The organism is Gimesia maris (assembly GCF_008298035.1).
Classification (GTDB): Bacteria; Planctomycetota; Planctomycetia; order Planctomycetales; family Planctomycetaceae; genus Gimesia; species Gimesia maris.
Genome location: NZ_CP042910.1, coordinates 5246898 through 5263549, shown reverse-complemented (window position 1 = coordinate 5263549; position 16652 = coordinate 5246898). Strand labels below are relative to the sequence as shown.

The following is a 16652-nucleotide window of genomic DNA, read 5'->3' as shown; positions in this document are numbered from 1 at the left end:
CGCTCCCGGTCAGGGGGCTAATGAGAGACCAGAATAGTACCAGCAGGCAAAATAAAAAACCCTGAGGCCGATCTGGTCTCAGGGTTTCGCTGTTTTTGATTAACAATCGTACAAAGAACCTAAGACCTGGCTTGTAGAAGCAGGTTTCGTAGCAGGCTCAGGTTTAGTCGATTGTGTACTTGCATTACTTTTTAATTCTTCATCTGGATTAAACTGGGCGGCCTGGACCGCCTGATTTTCCTGACAATTTACCTGCGCAATCGGCCATGGTCAACCCGTTGTCGATTGAATTTGTCAAAATCAAAGACAGGTCTGGCGATGGAGGGTTCGGTGAAAAATGTCCGGATCTGGTGATCTCACATTATTTTGCAGCGAGTCCCGCTTTCTCCTGTAATGCTTCTTTGCCCATTCGGTGGCAAAAATCACCAAAGGATTCCCCATCCTGACGTTCCTCTTTAAAAGACTCCAGTATCGGCGAAATTCTGCTGGTGATTTCAGCTAAGGGGACCATGTCGTCATATATGAAAGCCAACCGGTTTCCGAGCGAGTTTCCACCCAGATAGAGCGTATATTTACCCACAGCCCTTCCGACAAGTCCGATATCGGGAACATACGGGCGGGCACAACCGTTGGGGCAACCTGTTGTGTTGACAGAGATTTTTTCGTTTTCCAGTCCCAGGCGAGCCAGTTCCTCCTCAAATTCGGTAATCAATGCAGGCATCACTCGTTCCGATTCAGTGATGGATAACCCACACATGGGAAGTGCCGGGCAGGACATTGAAAAACGACGAATCAGGGTAAGTTCATCTGCTTTTTTCATTCCGTGATCCGTCAAGATCTGATCAATTTCGTTACGCAGAGCGGGATCAATGTCGCAGAAAATTACGCTTTGTTTCGCTGTGATACGGGCATTGAATTTATAGGTTTCCAGGATCTTTCGCAGACCAGATTTGATGCGAAGTTCCCCTTCGTCCTTGATACGACCATTTTCGATGTTTACACCGAGAAACAGTTTTCCGTCTCCCTGTTCGTGCCAACCCATATGGTCTTCCATACCCGTTACTTCAATATCACGGGGAACTGCAATCGTTGAACCATAATGAGCTTCAACCTTCTCACGGAAGGTTTCGATTCCCAGGTTATCTACCAGGTACTTCATACGAGCCTGTTTACGGTCTTCACGATTACCGAGGTCACGCTGTACTTTCACGACCGCTTCCGCAACCGCCAGTACCTGGTCATTTTCGACGAAACCCAGAGGCTTGCCTAAAGCGGGGTAGGTTTTTTTATTGCTGGGTGTCACTCCCATGCCGCCACCGACATAGAAATTATATCCAACAATGGCGTCATTTTCGACGATTCCCAGCAGGCCGATATCCTGTGTGTAGATATCGACACAGTTGTCTTCGGGCAGGGCAATACCGATTTTAAACTTACGGGGGAGATACGTTTTACCGTAGATCGGTTCCTCAACCGGCTGGAACTCGGCTTCATTGGTTTTATTGCCTTCTTCGTCTGTAATCCACAAGTCGAAGTAAGCGGTCGTTTTGGGGCGGAGATGTTCCGCAAGCGCATATGCCATATCCTGCATGGAGTCGAAAATGGCATTGTTCTTATAGGGAGCAGGGCAGGCCATTACATTTCGATTGACGTCACCGCAGGCGGCCAGTGTGGTCAGCTTGGTGTCATTAATCCCTTTGATGGCTGCTTTCAGATTCCCTTTGATGACGCCATGCAACTGAAATCCCTGTCGTGTGGTCAGTCTGACTGTTCCGTCTCCGTATTTGTCACACAGGTCCAGTTCCGCCAGAAATTGATCTGCAGTGACTTTACCGCCCGGTACTCGAGTACGAATCATGCAACTGAATGTTTTACCCTTGGGGGTTCCATCCGGATTTTTGGCTTTTCTGAGGTCACGGTCGTCTTGTTGATAAGTGCCATGATGCTTCAATAGTTGTGTCGAATCGCCGGAGAATTCATCGCTGTCGTTTTGCAGTTCTTCAGCAATGGTGCCACGCAGTTGATGACTGCCTTCTTTAATAAACTCCATTTTGGAAAGCTTGGGGCCTTCTTGGGATGTCATAAGATCAATCCTGGTTGATTTTGTCAAAACGACATTCAGAGCCGCACTTCACCGGAAGCTTTTCTGAATGACTAGGTAGGTTTTATTGGAATCCAATTGGAAAATCTGAGTTATAACAGGTACGATCCAGGCTATCGAAACAGTCCATTACGTGGATTGAAGCAGGTATTCCTGGAAAAAGTGACGGTGTTTTTTTGTTCATTCTCTGCAGGGTGAGTTGTACTTTTTATGAAGTATAAACGACTTCCATAATCTTGAATAGTGACTTTTCCGTGTCCTTCGCAGCAGAGAATTTGCTGACCAGATATTTACCATAAATGAGAAACATCAAGAAACAATCAATTCTTTTATGTGCCACGGGACTCGGTATAGGCTGGATTCCTCGTGCTCCTGGTACCTTTGGCAGTCTACTGGGACCACCGCTGGTCGCAGGTCTACTGTGGTTTCATCCTGGGTGGCCCGTCTATTTATTGGTTTCCGTGGTCATCTTTCTGCTGGGGGTCTATTTCTGTGATCAGGGGGCGAAACTTCTGGGGATTGATGACCCCGGATGTATTGTTTTTGATGAAATAGGTGCATTCACGGTAGTCTTGCTACCTGCTTTCCACCTGGAGCTCAATTTACGGTTCTTCTGGGTGTCTGTAATCGGATTTCTCTGGTTCCGTCTGTTTGACATCTGGAAGCCTTGGCCGGTTCGATTTTTCGATCGGATCCATGGTGGCTGGGGAATCATGTCTGATGATTATGTTGCCGCGGTTTATGCAGCGATTTGCCTTTACGTGACATTAATTCTTTTGGGGTGGTTTTAGATTTCCTTTAGATGCGTTATCTTGTGAAACGATCAGGAGTTTCTCGTATATTGAAGGAATCGTTAGAGTGTCTGCAGAGATTATCGATGGAAAAGCACTTGCCGCAACTTTTCGCGGACAGATTGCTGAAGAAGTCAGTCAGCTCAAAAATGAAAAAAATATTATCCCGCATCTGACGGCTGTCCTCGTGGGTGACGATCCCGCCAGTGCCGTCTATGTTCGCAATAAACAGCGCGCGTGCGAAAAAGCGGGTATTCAGAGCACACTGAAACGCTTACCGGCTGAAACATCTGAAGCCGAATTGATCTCGATTGTTGAATCACTGAATGCAGATCCCGGGGTGCATGGTATTCTCGTCCAACTGCCTTTGCCCGGACACATCAAAGAGACAGCCATTCTGGATGTGGTCAATCCGTTGAAAGATGTAGATGCTTTTCACCCGGAGAACGTGGGATTGATTGTTCAGGGACGCCCCCGTTATCTGCCCTGTACTCCGTACGGAATACAGCAGATGATTCTCTCTACCAAAATGGAAACAGCTGGAAAACATGCTGTGATTTTAGGGCGTAGTGAAATCGTAGGGAAACCCATGGCCATGTTGCTGATTCAACGGGGGCTGGGGGCAGATGCAACGGTGACCATCTGTCACAGCCGGACTCAGAATCTGAACAAGATCGTCAAAACTGCAGATATTATTATTGCAGCGATTGGAAAACCTGAGTTTGTGACCGCTGAGATGGTGAAGCCGGGAGCGATTGTAATTGATGTTGGTATCAATCGTGTCGACGACAGGCTGGTGGGTGATGTTGATTTTGAGGGAGTCAAAGAGGTTGCGTCGGCGATCACTCCCGTTCCTGGTGGTGTGGGCCCGATGACGATTGCCATGCTCTTAAAGAATACACTGACGGCGGCCCGTATCCAGTCTGACAGCAATTGACCTGATTTGCTGTTTCAGCATATGAGATCGATAAATGACTTCGAAGATTCGAAAAAAAAGCTCTCCCGTTGTTCGGGAGAGCTTTTTGTATTTACGACTGTTACGCGAGGTAGCAGTCAGACTCAATTAAGGAGTCTTAGGATCTGCAGGCTTTTCTTCTGCCTTGGGCGCATCAGCCTTTGGTTCTTCAGCGGCTGGTTTAGCAGGATCTTCAGCTGGTGCGGCAGTGTCATCTGCTGGCATTGCAGGATCTTCGGCTGGTGTTTCAGCAGGTGCTGGTTCGGGAGTTGGGGCAGGTTTATCACCACATCCAACAGCGAATAATGTCAGTCCCAGCAACGTAAAGAGTGTCGAAAGTAATTTCATCTCTGTTCTCCATTTCTCGATTAGTTATCTGATTTGTCAGACTGAGAATCTCACAAATCGGGTTTAATTCCGTCATATTTTGAAAGAAACCCTGTAATCAGGCCGGTTTTCACTATTCAAACAAGCCCCCCTGTTAAACATAAGAGGCTGACTGTCTCAGGTTTATTCCCCGGAATTATGAAAATTCCAAAAAGTTTTCAGTTTGCTCCGTCCTTGCAGGCCCTTATTACTTATGGGGCCACGTGTAAGCAGATCAGCCTGGTACTCTTGGATTTCAGGACTCAGAGAAAAATGTCATATATTGACTTTCAGATAGAACAGACCTATCGTGAATATTGAAACGAACAGGAATCGTACATGCGAACTCGGCAAGCTGTTCAAGGCCGTTGATGTCTGACTGGTGATCGCAATCTGTTGATCCTGCAGTTATGAATCAAAAACCTGGTTTTTAATGTGTTGGTCTCTTTTTCACCTGCCCACAAAGCTCTCTCACGAATTACAGGCTCAATCGCAGGACAATTTCAGTTCGATTCACGTGCTTCATAGATGATTTGTGATTGAACGGGCCTCAATCTTTTACGGTGTTCTTACAGTCCTTTGAGTTATGACCTTCAATCTTTTTATTGAAGTCTGAGCCATTTGGTGTGGCCGGGACATACGTCCTGCTTTCAGTAAAAGTAAATGAGGTGTTCTCGATGACTGTTCTGGACCTCACTGAGTGAAAAACTCATTTAACAATTCTGTATCAGAATCAGAATTGTTTTTATTAACAAAAACGGGATCGAGCAGGATCAGCAAACGGCTGAGTCTCTGCAGGCTCGTGTATGAGATCGATCAGAAGGCTGCGGTTATTTTGATCGAACAGGTGTAAGCGATGATAAATTACATAAAACGAACGGGTGTCATATTTGCATTTTTAGCAGTACTGGCTTTTAGTCAGGCTGATATTTTTGCGCAACGGGGCGGAGGCGGCGGACGCGGAAGTAGCGGTCACAGCGGCGGTGGCCATCGTGGAGGAATGTCTCGCGGGAGCAGTGGTCATCACAGTGGAATGTCACGGGGGAGTTCTTCCCGAGGCAGTATTTCAAGAGGGAGTTCGCGTTCTGGCCGTTCTTCACGCTCGGTTCCTTCAAGAAGTCATTCTTTTTCTCAACGCCGTTCTACTGCACCGCGACAGAGTGCTCCTTCCCGATCGTTGAATTCCTCCTCGAATCGCACTTCCAGATCGGCAATGAAACCCGGTCAATCATTTGATTTCTCAAGAGGAAGTCAGTCTGGTACATCAAGACGTTCTGGTTCCATCTCATCCCGCCAGGGAAGTCGGAGCGGTAATCCCGGCCTCAGTCCTGGAAGCAGGGGGCGAGGCAGTTCAGGATTTTCGCATTTCAATAGTGGATCTCACAACCGGTTCAAGAGTGGTTCTTCGCAGCGGGGTAATAATCCGGGATTAAGTCCGGGAAGCAGCCGGTTCAGATCTGGTACATCCAACAGTATAGGAAGTCCTCACTCCAATAGAAGTTCCGGTTTCAGTTCGAGTCGAAATCATCAGGGATTTGGGGACCGTCACTCTGGTAGTCCCGGGTTGAGACCAGGGGGAGGCCGCCATGGCGATCGGGATCATCATGTTTCGCATGGGCCGGGCTTACGACCCGGAGGAGCGCATCGAAATAGTGGAAACCACGCACGACATGGTAACAACAGATATCATTACCGACCTGGTTACTGGTCCGGATATCGATCACGATATGCATTGGGAAATGGATTTGGTTCGGGCTACGGATATGGATACTATCCTTACTACCACTATCGCCGCTACGGTTATCGTCCCTGGGTCTGGTCAACGTTCGGTGGTCTGTCAGCGTGGATCGGTTATAACAGCCTGAATCCGGTTGTATATGATTACTCGCTCAATGACGGTTACATTTATAATAATGGCGTGCAGATGGCGCCTGTGTCCGCTTATGAGTCTCAAGCTGATCAGATTGCAGACAGTGTACCACCACCGGAGGATGCGACCGAGTGGATGCCTGTGGGGATCTTTGCCATCGTTCCTCAGGGGACAACGGAGGTCAATGTTACCGTGCAGCTTGCTGTGGGGAAAAACGGTGCGGTCGCCGGTACCTATTTCAATAAAGACGGGAACATTACTTTGCCGCTTCAGGGGGCCATTGATGAATCAAAACAACGTGTCGCCTGGAAGATCGGAGAAGAAGATACCATCACCATGGAGACCGGTCTGGACAGTCTGACCAAAGATAAGTCGACCGTGATCATCTACTTCACCGGAGGAGCTTCTGAAGTCTGGGACATGCTGCGTATTGATGAGCAGACTGCGAAACTCGCTCAACAGGATCTTCAGGTTGACGATTTGAAATACGAACTGCTAAGTTCGTTTCAGGAACTGGAACAGACACTGGACGAGGCGTGGAAAGATTATCTGGCACTCCCGGAAAACTTCTCGACAACAGGACCGAATCCTTCTGTGGAAGAACTGGAACCGATTGTGCAAAATTATCAGCAGATACAGCTTGATTCCAACTATCAGGTGATCACCCATCGCCAGGAATTCCAGAATACATATCAGTTACTGACTGATTATGTAAAAAGCCTGAAAGCGCAGCAGAAAGTTACGGCACAGAAAAAACTACCGGCGCCTCCTCAAGTGGCTCCGACAGTTAATTCACCCACGATACTGGAAGCACCAAAACCACTGCAGCCAACTCAGCCCGTGCCGTAATTCTGTATCTGGCGATTCAAATGTAAAGAAAAAACGTCCTGGGAACAGGACGTTTTTTTGTACCTATCGCGTACTCATTCACTGCAGAAGCGTCCAGAGGGATGGGGATGTGTCAGTCAGTGGTCTGTTGAAGTTGTTTCGCAACCTGTTCCGCCTGGCGCAGCACACGCATCAGATTCAGCCCCATAATCTGTTTGATCTGCTGATCTGTGTAACCTCGATCCAGAAGGGCCTGTGTGATCAGGGGATACGTGGAGACATCTTCAAGCTGAGCGGGCAGGGTGGAAACGCCATCAAAGTCAGAGCCGATGCCGACGTGATCCACGCCTGCAACTTTTACGATGTGGTCAATATGATCAACGACATCGTGGATCGTTCCCGGCTTCATTTTATGGCTGCTTTTCCAGCGATTGTATTCCCGATTGTAATCCGTTTCATTTGGATATTTCTGTTTCAGTTCCCGTCTGATATGAAACATTTCGGTCATCTGTTTTGCCGATTCGGGGACGACAAAACCGGAGAAGTAGTTCACCATGATCACGCCGCCATTCTGTTTCACTTTGACCAGGATCTCATCGGGAACATTCCGCGCATGATCGGCTATGGCGCGTGCTGAGGAATGTGACGCGATGATGGGGGCTTTACTCACCCGCAGAACATCTTCCATCGTTGCCGGAGATACATGTGAAATATCAACCAGCATGCCCAGCTGATTCATGGTCAGGACCACTTCTTCTCCAAAGGGGGACAGTCCGTCACTGATGGCGGTGTCGGTGGCTGAATCAGCCCAGTCGAGCGAGTCGGAATGCGTCAATGTCATATAGCGTACACCCAGTCCATAGAAAATCCGCAGCAGTGACAACGAATTTTCAATGGAATGGCCGCCCTCTACTCCTATCATGGAGGCAATTTTGCCCGATTTGTGAATCCGGTCGATATCATCTGCGGTAGCAGCCATCTCGAACGTATCAGGGTATCGCTTAATCATGCGATGGATCAGATCGATCTGCTCCAGGGTGTAATGTGCTGATCTCCGTTCTTTTTGTGTTTCCGAGGGGACATAGGCAGACCAGAATTGCGCACCCACATTTCCTTGTTTGAGACGTGGTATATCTGTATGAAACTGAGGTTGAGGCTCAGCGATGTCAGCCTGCTTGAATGATGAGGCCGCTTTTTCCCGCATGGCCCAGGGAAGATCGTTATGCCCGTCAATGACCAGACATTTCTGATGCAACTGTCGAGCCCGGTCTGACAGGATGACGGGCTTGCGATCTGGTGGTTCGTCAGCCTGCCCTGTTTGAGCTGAGCAGAAAAAGGAAAGTGCCAGCAGCAAGCCAGGAAGAGTTTTCTGTAATGGTCGATTGTTGAAGCTCATAGTATTATTTCCAACATATAGAAAGATAATGCTCAAAAGATTCACCGGGGCTGTTTTCCACTTGAGATATTCAGTCTCAGGCTGTGTCCCGTTTTACCGCAGCGTCTCCAGTTTCATTTGAAACGAGTGGATTAGCTTGTGAGCTGCTATGTTTAAATGCGAAGCGCTGTAGAATAGACGATTCACAGTGTGTTGTCAGGAGCTTCTCCTGCGAAAGTCAGAATTGATATTGATGTCAGCACAGATTCTGGTTAGTTTGAGTCGGTACAAGATTCACTTGTGACTGACTGTTGAGCGCTCGATGCAGGGGTTACCACTGCATTGATGGTTTGTCTGAGGATGCTAATGATGAGTGAAAGCCTGGAAACAGTGTATTCGACCACGAATGCAATGGAAGCGGAATTTATTAAAATGACACTGGAAGGTGAAGGGATTCGCTGTTTACTCGAAAATGAGTTGCAGGCCGGCCTGACGGGGATCTTTGAGATCAAAGTTGACGTCATGAGTTCGAACGTGGATCGCGCCCGACAAATCATTGATGAAATTCGTGAATCGTCCGAGTCAGAAGAGGATTCATCTGAAGAAGAGTGAATCGCTTTCAGGGTTCCTGCTTTCTGAGGACAAACAGGCAAGGGGCTGCTGCTGAAGCCGAGTGGGCGTGAATGGTTTCCGTCTGGTATTCTATTGCTGATAACTGACTCAACCACTGGTCGATGGCGACGGTTTCTTCGTCACCCCCAGGGTGTCCCGGATAAGCGAGGATGGTCATGATCCCTCCGGGACGCAGGAATTCTTTTGCTGCGTTGAGCGCGGTCAGGGTTGATGACTGTTGCGTAATCAGATTGTGATCTCCTCCAGGCAGGTAACCCAGGTTGAACATGACTGCACCGATTCGACCTTGATATTGGGTAGGAATCAATTCTGAAATCAGACGATGGTCTCCACAGATCAGTTCGAAATTATGATATTCTAATTCCTGCAGCATGACCGCTGTCTGGTCCAGCGCCTGCTGTTGGATATCGATGGCAAAGACTTTTCCAGACTTGCCAGCCAACTCGCAGAGAAAACGAGTATCATGTCCGTTACCAGCGGTGGCATCGACCGCAGTCTCGCCTGGCTGGAACACTTGGGATATCAGAGCATGAGCCTGATCGGTGAGGCGCATCATAGGGAAGCTTTACTTTATATTTTGTGAGCGAGATCGAGTGATTTATCCAGAGTCGTCCTGTCCTCCAGAATATCTGCAAAATGATCTGCCATCCAGGGAGTCTGCAAACTTCCTTTTGAGGCAAAACCGTTAAAAAATCCAATTTGAGGCTGCTCTGGATGCAGTCCCAGAATGGGCAAGCGGCCCCGGATGACAGGCCGGACGGCAGCGCGATGTTCGACCACTTCTACAGGGAGTTTCAGAAATTCTGCCAGGCGCGAGCAGATTTCTTTTCGTCCTGCCGGGGTCGGTTCGCAATTAAGGTGTTCGCGATCATAAGTCGAACCGGCACGGTAGAGATCCTCTTTCCAGTGGGCTAACCAGATACCTCGATGGACCACGCGTCGCTCATTCAGCCCTGGAATCTTCAGGGTGAGTATTTCCCCTTTGGCGCCTTCGAATGGCACCGTTTGAAACCAGGGATTCTGTTGGCTGTGGATGCCTTCACAGAAAATGATTTTGTCAGCCATCATATTCCAGCGGGGCAGTCTGACTGTATCCGAGTGTAATTCCAGGTCTTTGACCGGATCTAGTTCTGCCTGTTGAAACAGGGTACGGGCTTCGAAATAGTGACGTGATGCTTCCAGGTAGGATGGTACATCCAGTTGCCCGCCCATCATTTCAAAGCCTCCTTGAGTCAGTTCAAATTGACTCTCATCTGCTAACGGCTCGGGAATGGTGACCAGTTCCGGGAAATGTGTGCGTGAGCGTTGTGCATACTGCTGAATTTCAGCGGGTGAAGCGAACAGCCGCAGCATGGGTTTTATCTCATAAAATTGTCGCTTTGTATCACGTTCGATACTTCGGTAAAAGTCCGTAGCGAATGAGAAGAATTCTTCGAGACGCCAGGAAACGACCAGTCGCATCCCGGTGATGGGGGTGATGAGTCCAGCAGCGATTTTAGAAGAGGTGATCAGTTCGCATCGATCCAGTATCTGAACGCGATAGCCTCTTCTGATCAAAGTCCAGGCTAATGCTGTCCCTGCCAGACCCTGTCCGATAATGAGATAATCAGTTTGGATCATGGCCAATAGTACTGTGTGTGCTGCTGTTTTGACAGGGAAAATGTTGATGTCAGGAACTGACAAATCATTATGGATGAAGCTGCTTGATGCAACCGTTCGGCTAGAGTCGATCACTGAATCAATCACAGCACATAGATCAACAGGGGCAGTATTTGGGTTTTATAAATAAAGTTGTTGAATATGTTTTGTGAATGTGTTCATATAGTGTATTTGTGATAACTATTGTTTTGTTACAGGGAAGGAAGACCATGATATTTGGCGTAAGGAAAGTCGCATTTCTGTCCGGGATAACACTTCTATTGGGTTTCCAGTTATTTTCAGTGGCCGATGAAAAACAGGAGCAGAAAGCGGATGATTCCAATATTGAAATTATGCGTCATCTGCTTAATGCCTGGTCGATCCGTACAAAAGAGAAGCGAACAGAACCGCTCCAATTTGTTCAGGAGCCCGTCATGCAGTATCAGGATCCAAGATATAAAGTGACTAAAGGTGCCATCTGGCGTCTGGGTGATAAGGGGAGGCCACGTGCCTATGTCGCCGTAGAGATGGATCATCCTCAGGATACGGCAGGGCGTGCGACATTTGAATTTGTATCCATGTCAGAAGGTCCCTTTCGTATCGATGGGCAAAATGTCAGCTGGCAACCCTGGGAAGTGGATGCAAAATTTCAACCCTTTCCCGATGGTCCCCAACCCGCCGACACCCCGGAAGGCCGATTAGACCAGATGGAGCAGATGGCCATCCGATTTTCGGCAGAAGAAATGCTGGGCAGAGAACTGATCCATCTGAATCTGCATCCGATACCATTCGACCGCTATCAGACTACGGAGGATAAAAATTCAGATGCCGCAGTGTTTTTCTTCGAACGCGGATTCAATCCTGAAGTGTTTCTCATCTTTGAAACCGATGGCAAGACCTGGAACTATGGTTGTGCCCGTCTGTCAGCTGCGGCGAATCTGGTGAAACTGGACGGGAAAGAAGTCTGGAGTTGTCCCAAGATCAGTGTGCGTCCCAAAGAAGATCAGATTCGTTACCAATGGACGAACGGTTATACCGCGAACCGGCATGTCTTTCATTTGCCAAGAGAGTTAAAGTCATCGCAATTTCGGTTCGGCCGAAATAGAGTGATTCCTTTAAAGAAAAATTCCGTAGAAGGGAAACCGCAGCCAGTGCCTGCTGAAGCTGAGGACGTCAAACCCGTACCGAACAAAGAGACTGAGTCTCCCTAAACAGACAATCAGTCGAAAGCCTGTTGTTGAACAGTTAAAGCTTTCATTTCCCGATACAGTACAAAAACTCCTGTCGATTACCTGATTTACTGCTGGCAGTTCGGTGGAAGATCTGGTTACCACAGATCGCTGGCGTTGCGAAACCTTCGTCGCCAAGCTGGTTTTCTGCCAGCAGTTCAAATTTTTCGGGGCTCGCCCGAAAAACGAACGTTTTGCCCAGCTCATTAGTCAGGTAGATCTGATCGTTGGCCAGGACCGGTGAGGAAGAGACTTTTCCACCCAGGCGGCTTTTCCACTGCTCCTTCCCTGTTTGTGCGTTCCAGCAGTAGGCGATGCCGTTATCATCGACGGCATAAAGATAACCCTTGTAGGCCAGCATTGATTGTTCATAACATTTCACTCGATTCGTCCAGGCAATTTTACCTGAACCGTCGGCTTTGACAGCCATCGTCCCTTTTAAGGGAAAACCTCCACTGGTAAAGACAAGATCACCGTCCCAGACCATCGTCCCGCAACTGACGATCCACATCGCCGGGGCGGACCAGAGGTCGCGTCCGGTCTGGGGGTCAAAGCTTGCGACTTTTGCATTACCACTGAGCAGCATCTGGTCGCGTCCTGCGATCTGTGCCACGATCGGGGTCGAGAAATTCATCTTTTCCGGCCGCTTGATGCGCCAGACTTCGCGGCCCGTTTGTTGATCAAAGGCAGCGATGAAACCATTCTTCTCGTATTCAGATGTGATGATCACGGTCCCCCGGTACAAGAGGGGAGAAGGGGCATAGCCGAACTGATATGCCAGTGGCAGATAGCCGCCGGCTTTGATCTGCCATTTTTGTTTCCCATCCAGGTCGAGTGCCGTCAGTTGAATCCGGTCGAATTGTGGAAAGACCGCGAACACGGTTTTCCCATTTGAAGCCAGGGTGGGCGAAGCGTGTGTGTTTTTCTGGTGAATCTTTGGGGCAAAATCTCCTTGACTGACATCAGTATTCCAAAGCTGCCGCCCTGTAGTACGATCAAAGCAGACCACAGATTGAATTTGTTTTGCTTCGTCCACGGTAGAAATCAGAACACGGTCATTCACCACAATCGGCGAGCTATGCCCCCGACCGGGAAGAGGCGCCTTCCAGCGTATATTTTTCGATTCGCTCCATTTAACAGGAGGGGTTTCCCCTTCTGCAGCGACGTTATTGGCATTCGGTCCCCGCCAGACACGCCAGTCATCTTCTGCAACTGCAAGATGTGGATGTAGACAGAGTATCATGATACAGAGCAAACAGTGTCTGGGGATTGGTAGAGACATCTTATGGCCTTTGGTTTCCGGAATCGTCGCAGTACTTCGGGGGGAGTTGAGAATCGTGTCTGTTTATTGTGGTCGGGCGGGCGACATGGTGCAAGGCGATTCGACCGTCTTATCACACTCTTGAAAAAATGAGAGTGGGGTACAATCGATGCCGGAGCAGTCATTCTACGATTCCAGGTGAATTTATTTTTAGTTCGTGACAGATTGACTTTGAGTTTGTTAGAATGAGTCAGTTCAAAGATGCGTTGGGTATGCGCCAGCATTTCAAATCACGGTCCTGTGGTATCAACGCTTTTTATAGCAAGTCAATCCATTCAAAGCTGAAGTCGTGTTGTGACGGTATCTGATAAATCCTGCTGGAAAATTCAGTAGGGATTTTATACGTCCGTTGTGTCTACAGTGTGCGGAAATGAGGGCCTGAATGATTTTTGTCAGAGATCTTACACGGATTTTCGAATCCGGAAATCAGGATATTCTTGCCGTCGACCACGTTTCTTTTCAAGTCAAACCCGGTGAAGTATATGGATTGCTGGGCCCGAACGGGGCAGGCAAAACGACAACGCTCCGGATGATCCTGGGGCTATTGAAACCGACCAGTGGCGATGCAGAAGTGGAAGGGTTTCTGGTTTCCACCCATCCCGATGAAATCAAGCGTCGCGTGGGGCTGGTCTCAACCAGTGCCGGCCTGTATCAATGGCTGACCCCTCGCGAGATTCTTACGTTTTTTGCAGACGTGTATGGTGTCCCCGCGCTGCAGGCAGCAGATCAGGTGGAAAAACTCTCGCGACGGTTCGGGCTCTCCTCCTTCATGGAGCGGCGCTCTGCCACATTGAGCACCGGGCAGAAGCAGCGCGTGAACCTGGCTCGCTCACTGATTCATGATCCACCGGTCATGCTGATGGACGAACCAACGCGCGGTCTGGATGTTGTCGGGAGCAAAGTGATTTTTGATTATATCGACCTGCTCCGTGATGAAGGAAAAGCTGTGATTGTCAGTACTCATCGCCTGGATGAAGCCGAACAGCTCTGTGACAGATTTGGTCTGTTGCATAATGGAAAAAAGAATTACGAAGGCACCCTGGCAGAACTGCAGCAATGCACTTCCTGTCAGACCCTGACGCAAATCTTTCTGCAATTACTCGATGCGCCCGTTGAGAATGCAAAGAATTTACCCGCCGCCCAAAGGGAACTGATTTGATGGCATCCCCCTACGATCAGGATTCTGACGATCGCATTTATACACCCACCAGGTCTTTCCGGTTCTCAGGACTGTTGCGAAAAGAACTACGCGAAATTCTTCGGGATCGACGGACCGTCATTACACTGATTCTGATGCCCTTGCTGGTCTATCCTTTATTGGGGCTGATGCTGCAGAAGTTTTTTCTAAGTCAGGCCTCACAACTCAATGAAATCGAGTATCGAATTGTTCTGCCTAATGAATCAGAAGGGCAGATGTTCCGAGCGCTGTTTGAAGAGGGGGACAAAATCCTATCAGAGCGGAATCATTCCATTAAGAAACTGAAACCTGTCCAGGAAAACCAGACTGACAATGCACTGGCGGCATTTCAGGATGTCCAACCCGTTGTGAAATTCATGATTGCCGATTCAACGGGCGAGAATCACAACATACTTAAACTGGTTCGCGAAGGTGTCGTCGATGTTGGTGTGCGTTATTTTCCCATCGAAGTCAAAAATGAGAAGGCGCAACAGAAAGAACACAGTGGGCGGTTTCAGATCATTTATGGTGCACAATCTGCTCACAGCAAGCGTGCTGCAGAATACGTGGAAGAACGGCTGCAGGCAGTTCGCTGGAACTACCGGGACCAGATGCTGACAAATATGGGGGAGAGTGCCACCGTTCCTTTTGTAACCTCCTTTTCCTCAGTCAAGTCAGAAATGGTACAGGCCTATTCGCTGGTTACTATCGTTCCCCTGATTTTGATTCTGATGACCATGACGGGGGCCGTCTATCCTGCCATCGATTTGACTGCCGGCGAACGGGAACGGGGCACGCTGGAAACCCTGATTTCAGCACCCCTGCCCAGGATGTGGATTTTATGTGCCAAATTTATTTCAGTGCTGGTTGTCGCGGTGATGACGGCACTGGTTAATATGACTGCCATGCTGGCAACTGCTTATGCCAACGGCCTGGAGACAGTTCTCTTTGGTGAAGGGTTGACTCCGTTCGTATTGATGGAAATTTTATTGTTACTGGTGATCTTTGCCGCTTTTTTCTCCGCTGTCCTGTTATGTATCACGAGTTTTGCCCGCAGCTTCAAAGAGGCACAGGCATATCTCATTCCCTTAATGCTGATTTCGATGGCTCCCGGAATTCTGGGAATGGTACCGGATCTGAAAATGACACCTCTGTGGGCAGTGATTCCTCTCGCGAATATTGTGTTATTGAGCCGTGACTTTCTCTTGCATGAAGCAGAGCCACTGTTATTTTTTATATCGGTATTTTCAACTTTATTTTACGGCATTGTCGCACTCAGCCTCGCTGCCCGGATCTTTGGAACGGATACCATTCTGTATCAGAGTGAAACGTCGTGGTCTGACTTCTTCAGGCGATCACGCAAGACTCATCAATACCCGGCATTGAACAACGCGATGCTTTGCCTGGCGGTGATGTTTCCTGTCTTTATCCTGTCAGCTGCCTTTGTGGGACGCCTTAGAGAGTTGACAATATCTCAGCGACTACTGGTTTCAGGAGTCTTAACCTTCTGTCTGTTTCTGTTGATTCCACTGCTGTTCGCCTGGTTGGGCGGGGTGAATCTAAAGACCGGTTTTCGCTGGTTTAAACCTCGCGTGGTTTCCTGTCTGGGGGCAGTACTCCTGGGGTTCACTTTATGGCCTTTCGCTTATGAAATAGAAATATTTGCATTAACAGATACAAGAATTGAAACACTTTCTCGCCTGTTTGAATCAATGAAAATTGAACTGGCAGCTGTACCCTTATGGGTCAAGCTGATCTCGCTGGCTGTCATGCCGGCTGTCTGCGAAGAACTGTTTTTCCGTGGCTATCTGTTGAGTTCGCTTCTGCATCGCTTCTCAAACTGGTGGGCGATACTGGCATCATCACTGCTGTTTGCGTTATTCCATGTCATCGTCAGGGATTCCCTGTTTATCGAGCGCTTTTTCCCCAGCTTTTTTATGGGGCTATGTCTGGCCTACGTGAATGTAAGGTCCCGCAGTGTCATCCCTGGTATCCTGTTGCATATGATTCACAATGGCCTGCTGATTACCATTGCCAGTTATCAGAATTACTTTGTTGACTGGGAAATCAATATTGAGAATCAGAAGCATTTGCCTGTCAGCTGGCTTGTTGGTTCTTTTCTGGCTGTGGTCATCGGCTTCGCGTTAGTGCGTCTCAGTAATCGAAGGCCGTCAATACCTGCCACTGAAACGCCTGCTGCCGAAATGGCTGCCAGTTGAATGCGAATTCATTTGTCATTTGAAAATCTGGGTTCGCAGTTTCTTTCCGGCCTGAATGTTTTCAGGATTAAGAAGCTTCTTTTATTCATTCCAGGACTGGAGAAATAATGACTTCGAAATGTGTCCTTTTCTGCCTGCGTGACTTGGGA

Annotated in this window: 13 protein-coding genes; 7 read left to right on the top strand and 6 right to left on the bottom strand. The window is 48.5% G+C overall.

Features of this window, described 5'->3' with window-relative positions; all coding sequences use genetic code 11:
- Positions 1 to 361: 361 nt before the first annotated feature.
- Positions 362 to 2083, bottom strand: a complete 1722-nt coding sequence (locus GmarT_RS19350) for an NADPH-dependent assimilatory sulfite reductase hemoprotein subunit (RefSeq protein WP_002647656.1) — start codon at positions 2081 to 2083, stop codon at positions 362 to 364.
- A gap of 317 nt (positions 2084 to 2400) precedes the next feature.
- On the opposite strand from GmarT_RS19350, the gene GmarT_RS19345 reads away from it, so the two are divergent.
- Entirely contained in the window at positions 2401 to 2892 is a 492-nt protein-coding gene (locus tag GmarT_RS19345) for a phosphatidylglycerophosphatase A family protein (protein ID WP_002647658.1), read from the top strand.
- A gap of 67 nt (positions 2893 to 2959) precedes the next feature.
- Positions 2960 to 3829 carry a bifunctional methylenetetrahydrofolate dehydrogenase/methenyltetrahydrofolate cyclohydrolase FolD gene (gene folD, locus GmarT_RS19340; protein ID WP_002647659.1) on the top strand — a complete coding sequence of 290 codons (870 nt, stop codon included), beginning with the start codon at positions 2960 to 2962 and terminating at the stop codon, positions 3827 to 3829.
- 126 nt (positions 3830 to 3955) lie between these two features.
- Here folD and GmarT_RS19335 read toward each other — a convergent pair whose 3' ends face one another.
- Positions 3956 to 4195: a hypothetical protein gene (locus GmarT_RS19335; RefSeq protein ID WP_002647660.1), complete on the bottom strand. Its 240-nt coding sequence runs from the start codon at positions 4193 to 4195 to the stop codon at positions 3956 to 3958.
- Positions 4196 to 5777: 1582 nt separating this feature from the next.
- Here GmarT_RS19335 and GmarT_RS19330 point away from each other — a divergent pair.
- Positions 5778 to 6932 (top strand): hypothetical protein, encoded by a 1155-nt coding sequence (locus GmarT_RS19330; RefSeq protein WP_149303126.1) that lies wholly within the window; start codon positions 5778 to 5780, stop codon positions 6930 to 6932.
- Between the two features lie 112 nt (positions 6933 to 7044).
- Here GmarT_RS19330 and GmarT_RS19325 read toward each other — a convergent pair whose 3' ends face one another.
- A complete protein-coding gene (locus tag GmarT_RS19325; RefSeq protein WP_149303124.1) occupies positions 7045 to 8307 on the bottom strand; it encodes a dipeptidase in 1263 nt (420 codons plus the stop codon).
- A 345-nt stretch (positions 8308 to 8652) separates the two neighbouring features.
- On the opposite strand from GmarT_RS19325, the gene GmarT_RS19320 reads away from it, so the two are divergent.
- Positions 8653 to 8898 carry a putative signal transducing protein gene (locus GmarT_RS19320; RefSeq protein ID WP_157158970.1) on the top strand — a complete coding sequence of 82 codons (246 nt, stop codon included), beginning with the start codon at positions 8653 to 8655 and terminating at the stop codon, positions 8896 to 8898.
- A gap of 7 nt (positions 8899 to 8905) precedes the next feature.
- Here the strand turns inward: GmarT_RS19320 and mnmM are convergent, their stop codons facing one another.
- Positions 8906 to 9475, bottom strand: coding sequence for a tRNA 5-(aminomethyl)-2-thiouridylate-methyltransferase MnmM (gene mnmM, locus GmarT_RS19315; RefSeq protein ID WP_002647667.1), 570 nt, complete (start codon positions 9473 to 9475; stop codon positions 8906 to 8908).
- 14 nt (positions 9476 to 9489) lie between these two features.
- Positions 9490 to 10539, bottom strand: a complete 1050-nt coding sequence (locus tag GmarT_RS19310; RefSeq protein ID WP_002647669.1) for an NAD(P)/FAD-dependent oxidoreductase — start codon at positions 10537 to 10539, stop codon at positions 9490 to 9492.
- 248 nt (positions 10540 to 10787) lie between these two features.
- On the opposite strand from GmarT_RS19310, the gene GmarT_RS19305 reads away from it, so the two are divergent.
- Complete coding sequence (locus GmarT_RS19305; RefSeq protein WP_149303122.1) at positions 10788 to 11768, top strand: hypothetical protein; 981 nt, start codon at positions 10788 to 10790, stop codon at positions 11766 to 11768.
- Between the two features lie 43 nt (positions 11769 to 11811).
- Here GmarT_RS19305 and GmarT_RS19300 read toward each other — a convergent pair whose 3' ends face one another.
- A complete protein-coding gene (locus GmarT_RS19300) occupies positions 11812 to 13068 on the bottom strand; it encodes an outer membrane protein assembly factor BamB family protein (protein WP_149303120.1) in 1257 nt (418 codons plus the stop codon).
- A 421-nt stretch (positions 13069 to 13489) separates the two neighbouring features.
- Between GmarT_RS19300 and GmarT_RS19295 the strand changes: the two genes are divergently transcribed.
- Both GmarT_RS19295 and GmarT_RS19290 read left to right on the top strand, forming a co-directional pair.
- Positions 13490 to 14266, top strand: coding sequence for an ABC transporter ATP-binding protein (locus GmarT_RS19295; protein WP_002647672.1), 777 nt, complete (start codon positions 13490 to 13492; stop codon positions 14264 to 14266).
- On the top strand, positions 14266 to 16503 hold the full coding sequence (locus tag GmarT_RS19290; RefSeq protein ID WP_002647673.1) for an ABC transporter permease subunit/CPBP intramembrane protease: 2238 nt from the start codon (positions 14266 to 14268) through the stop codon (positions 16501 to 16503). Before GmarT_RS19295 ends, GmarT_RS19290 begins: the two co-directional genes overlap by 1 nt.
- Positions 16504 to 16652 lie beyond the last annotated feature (149 nt).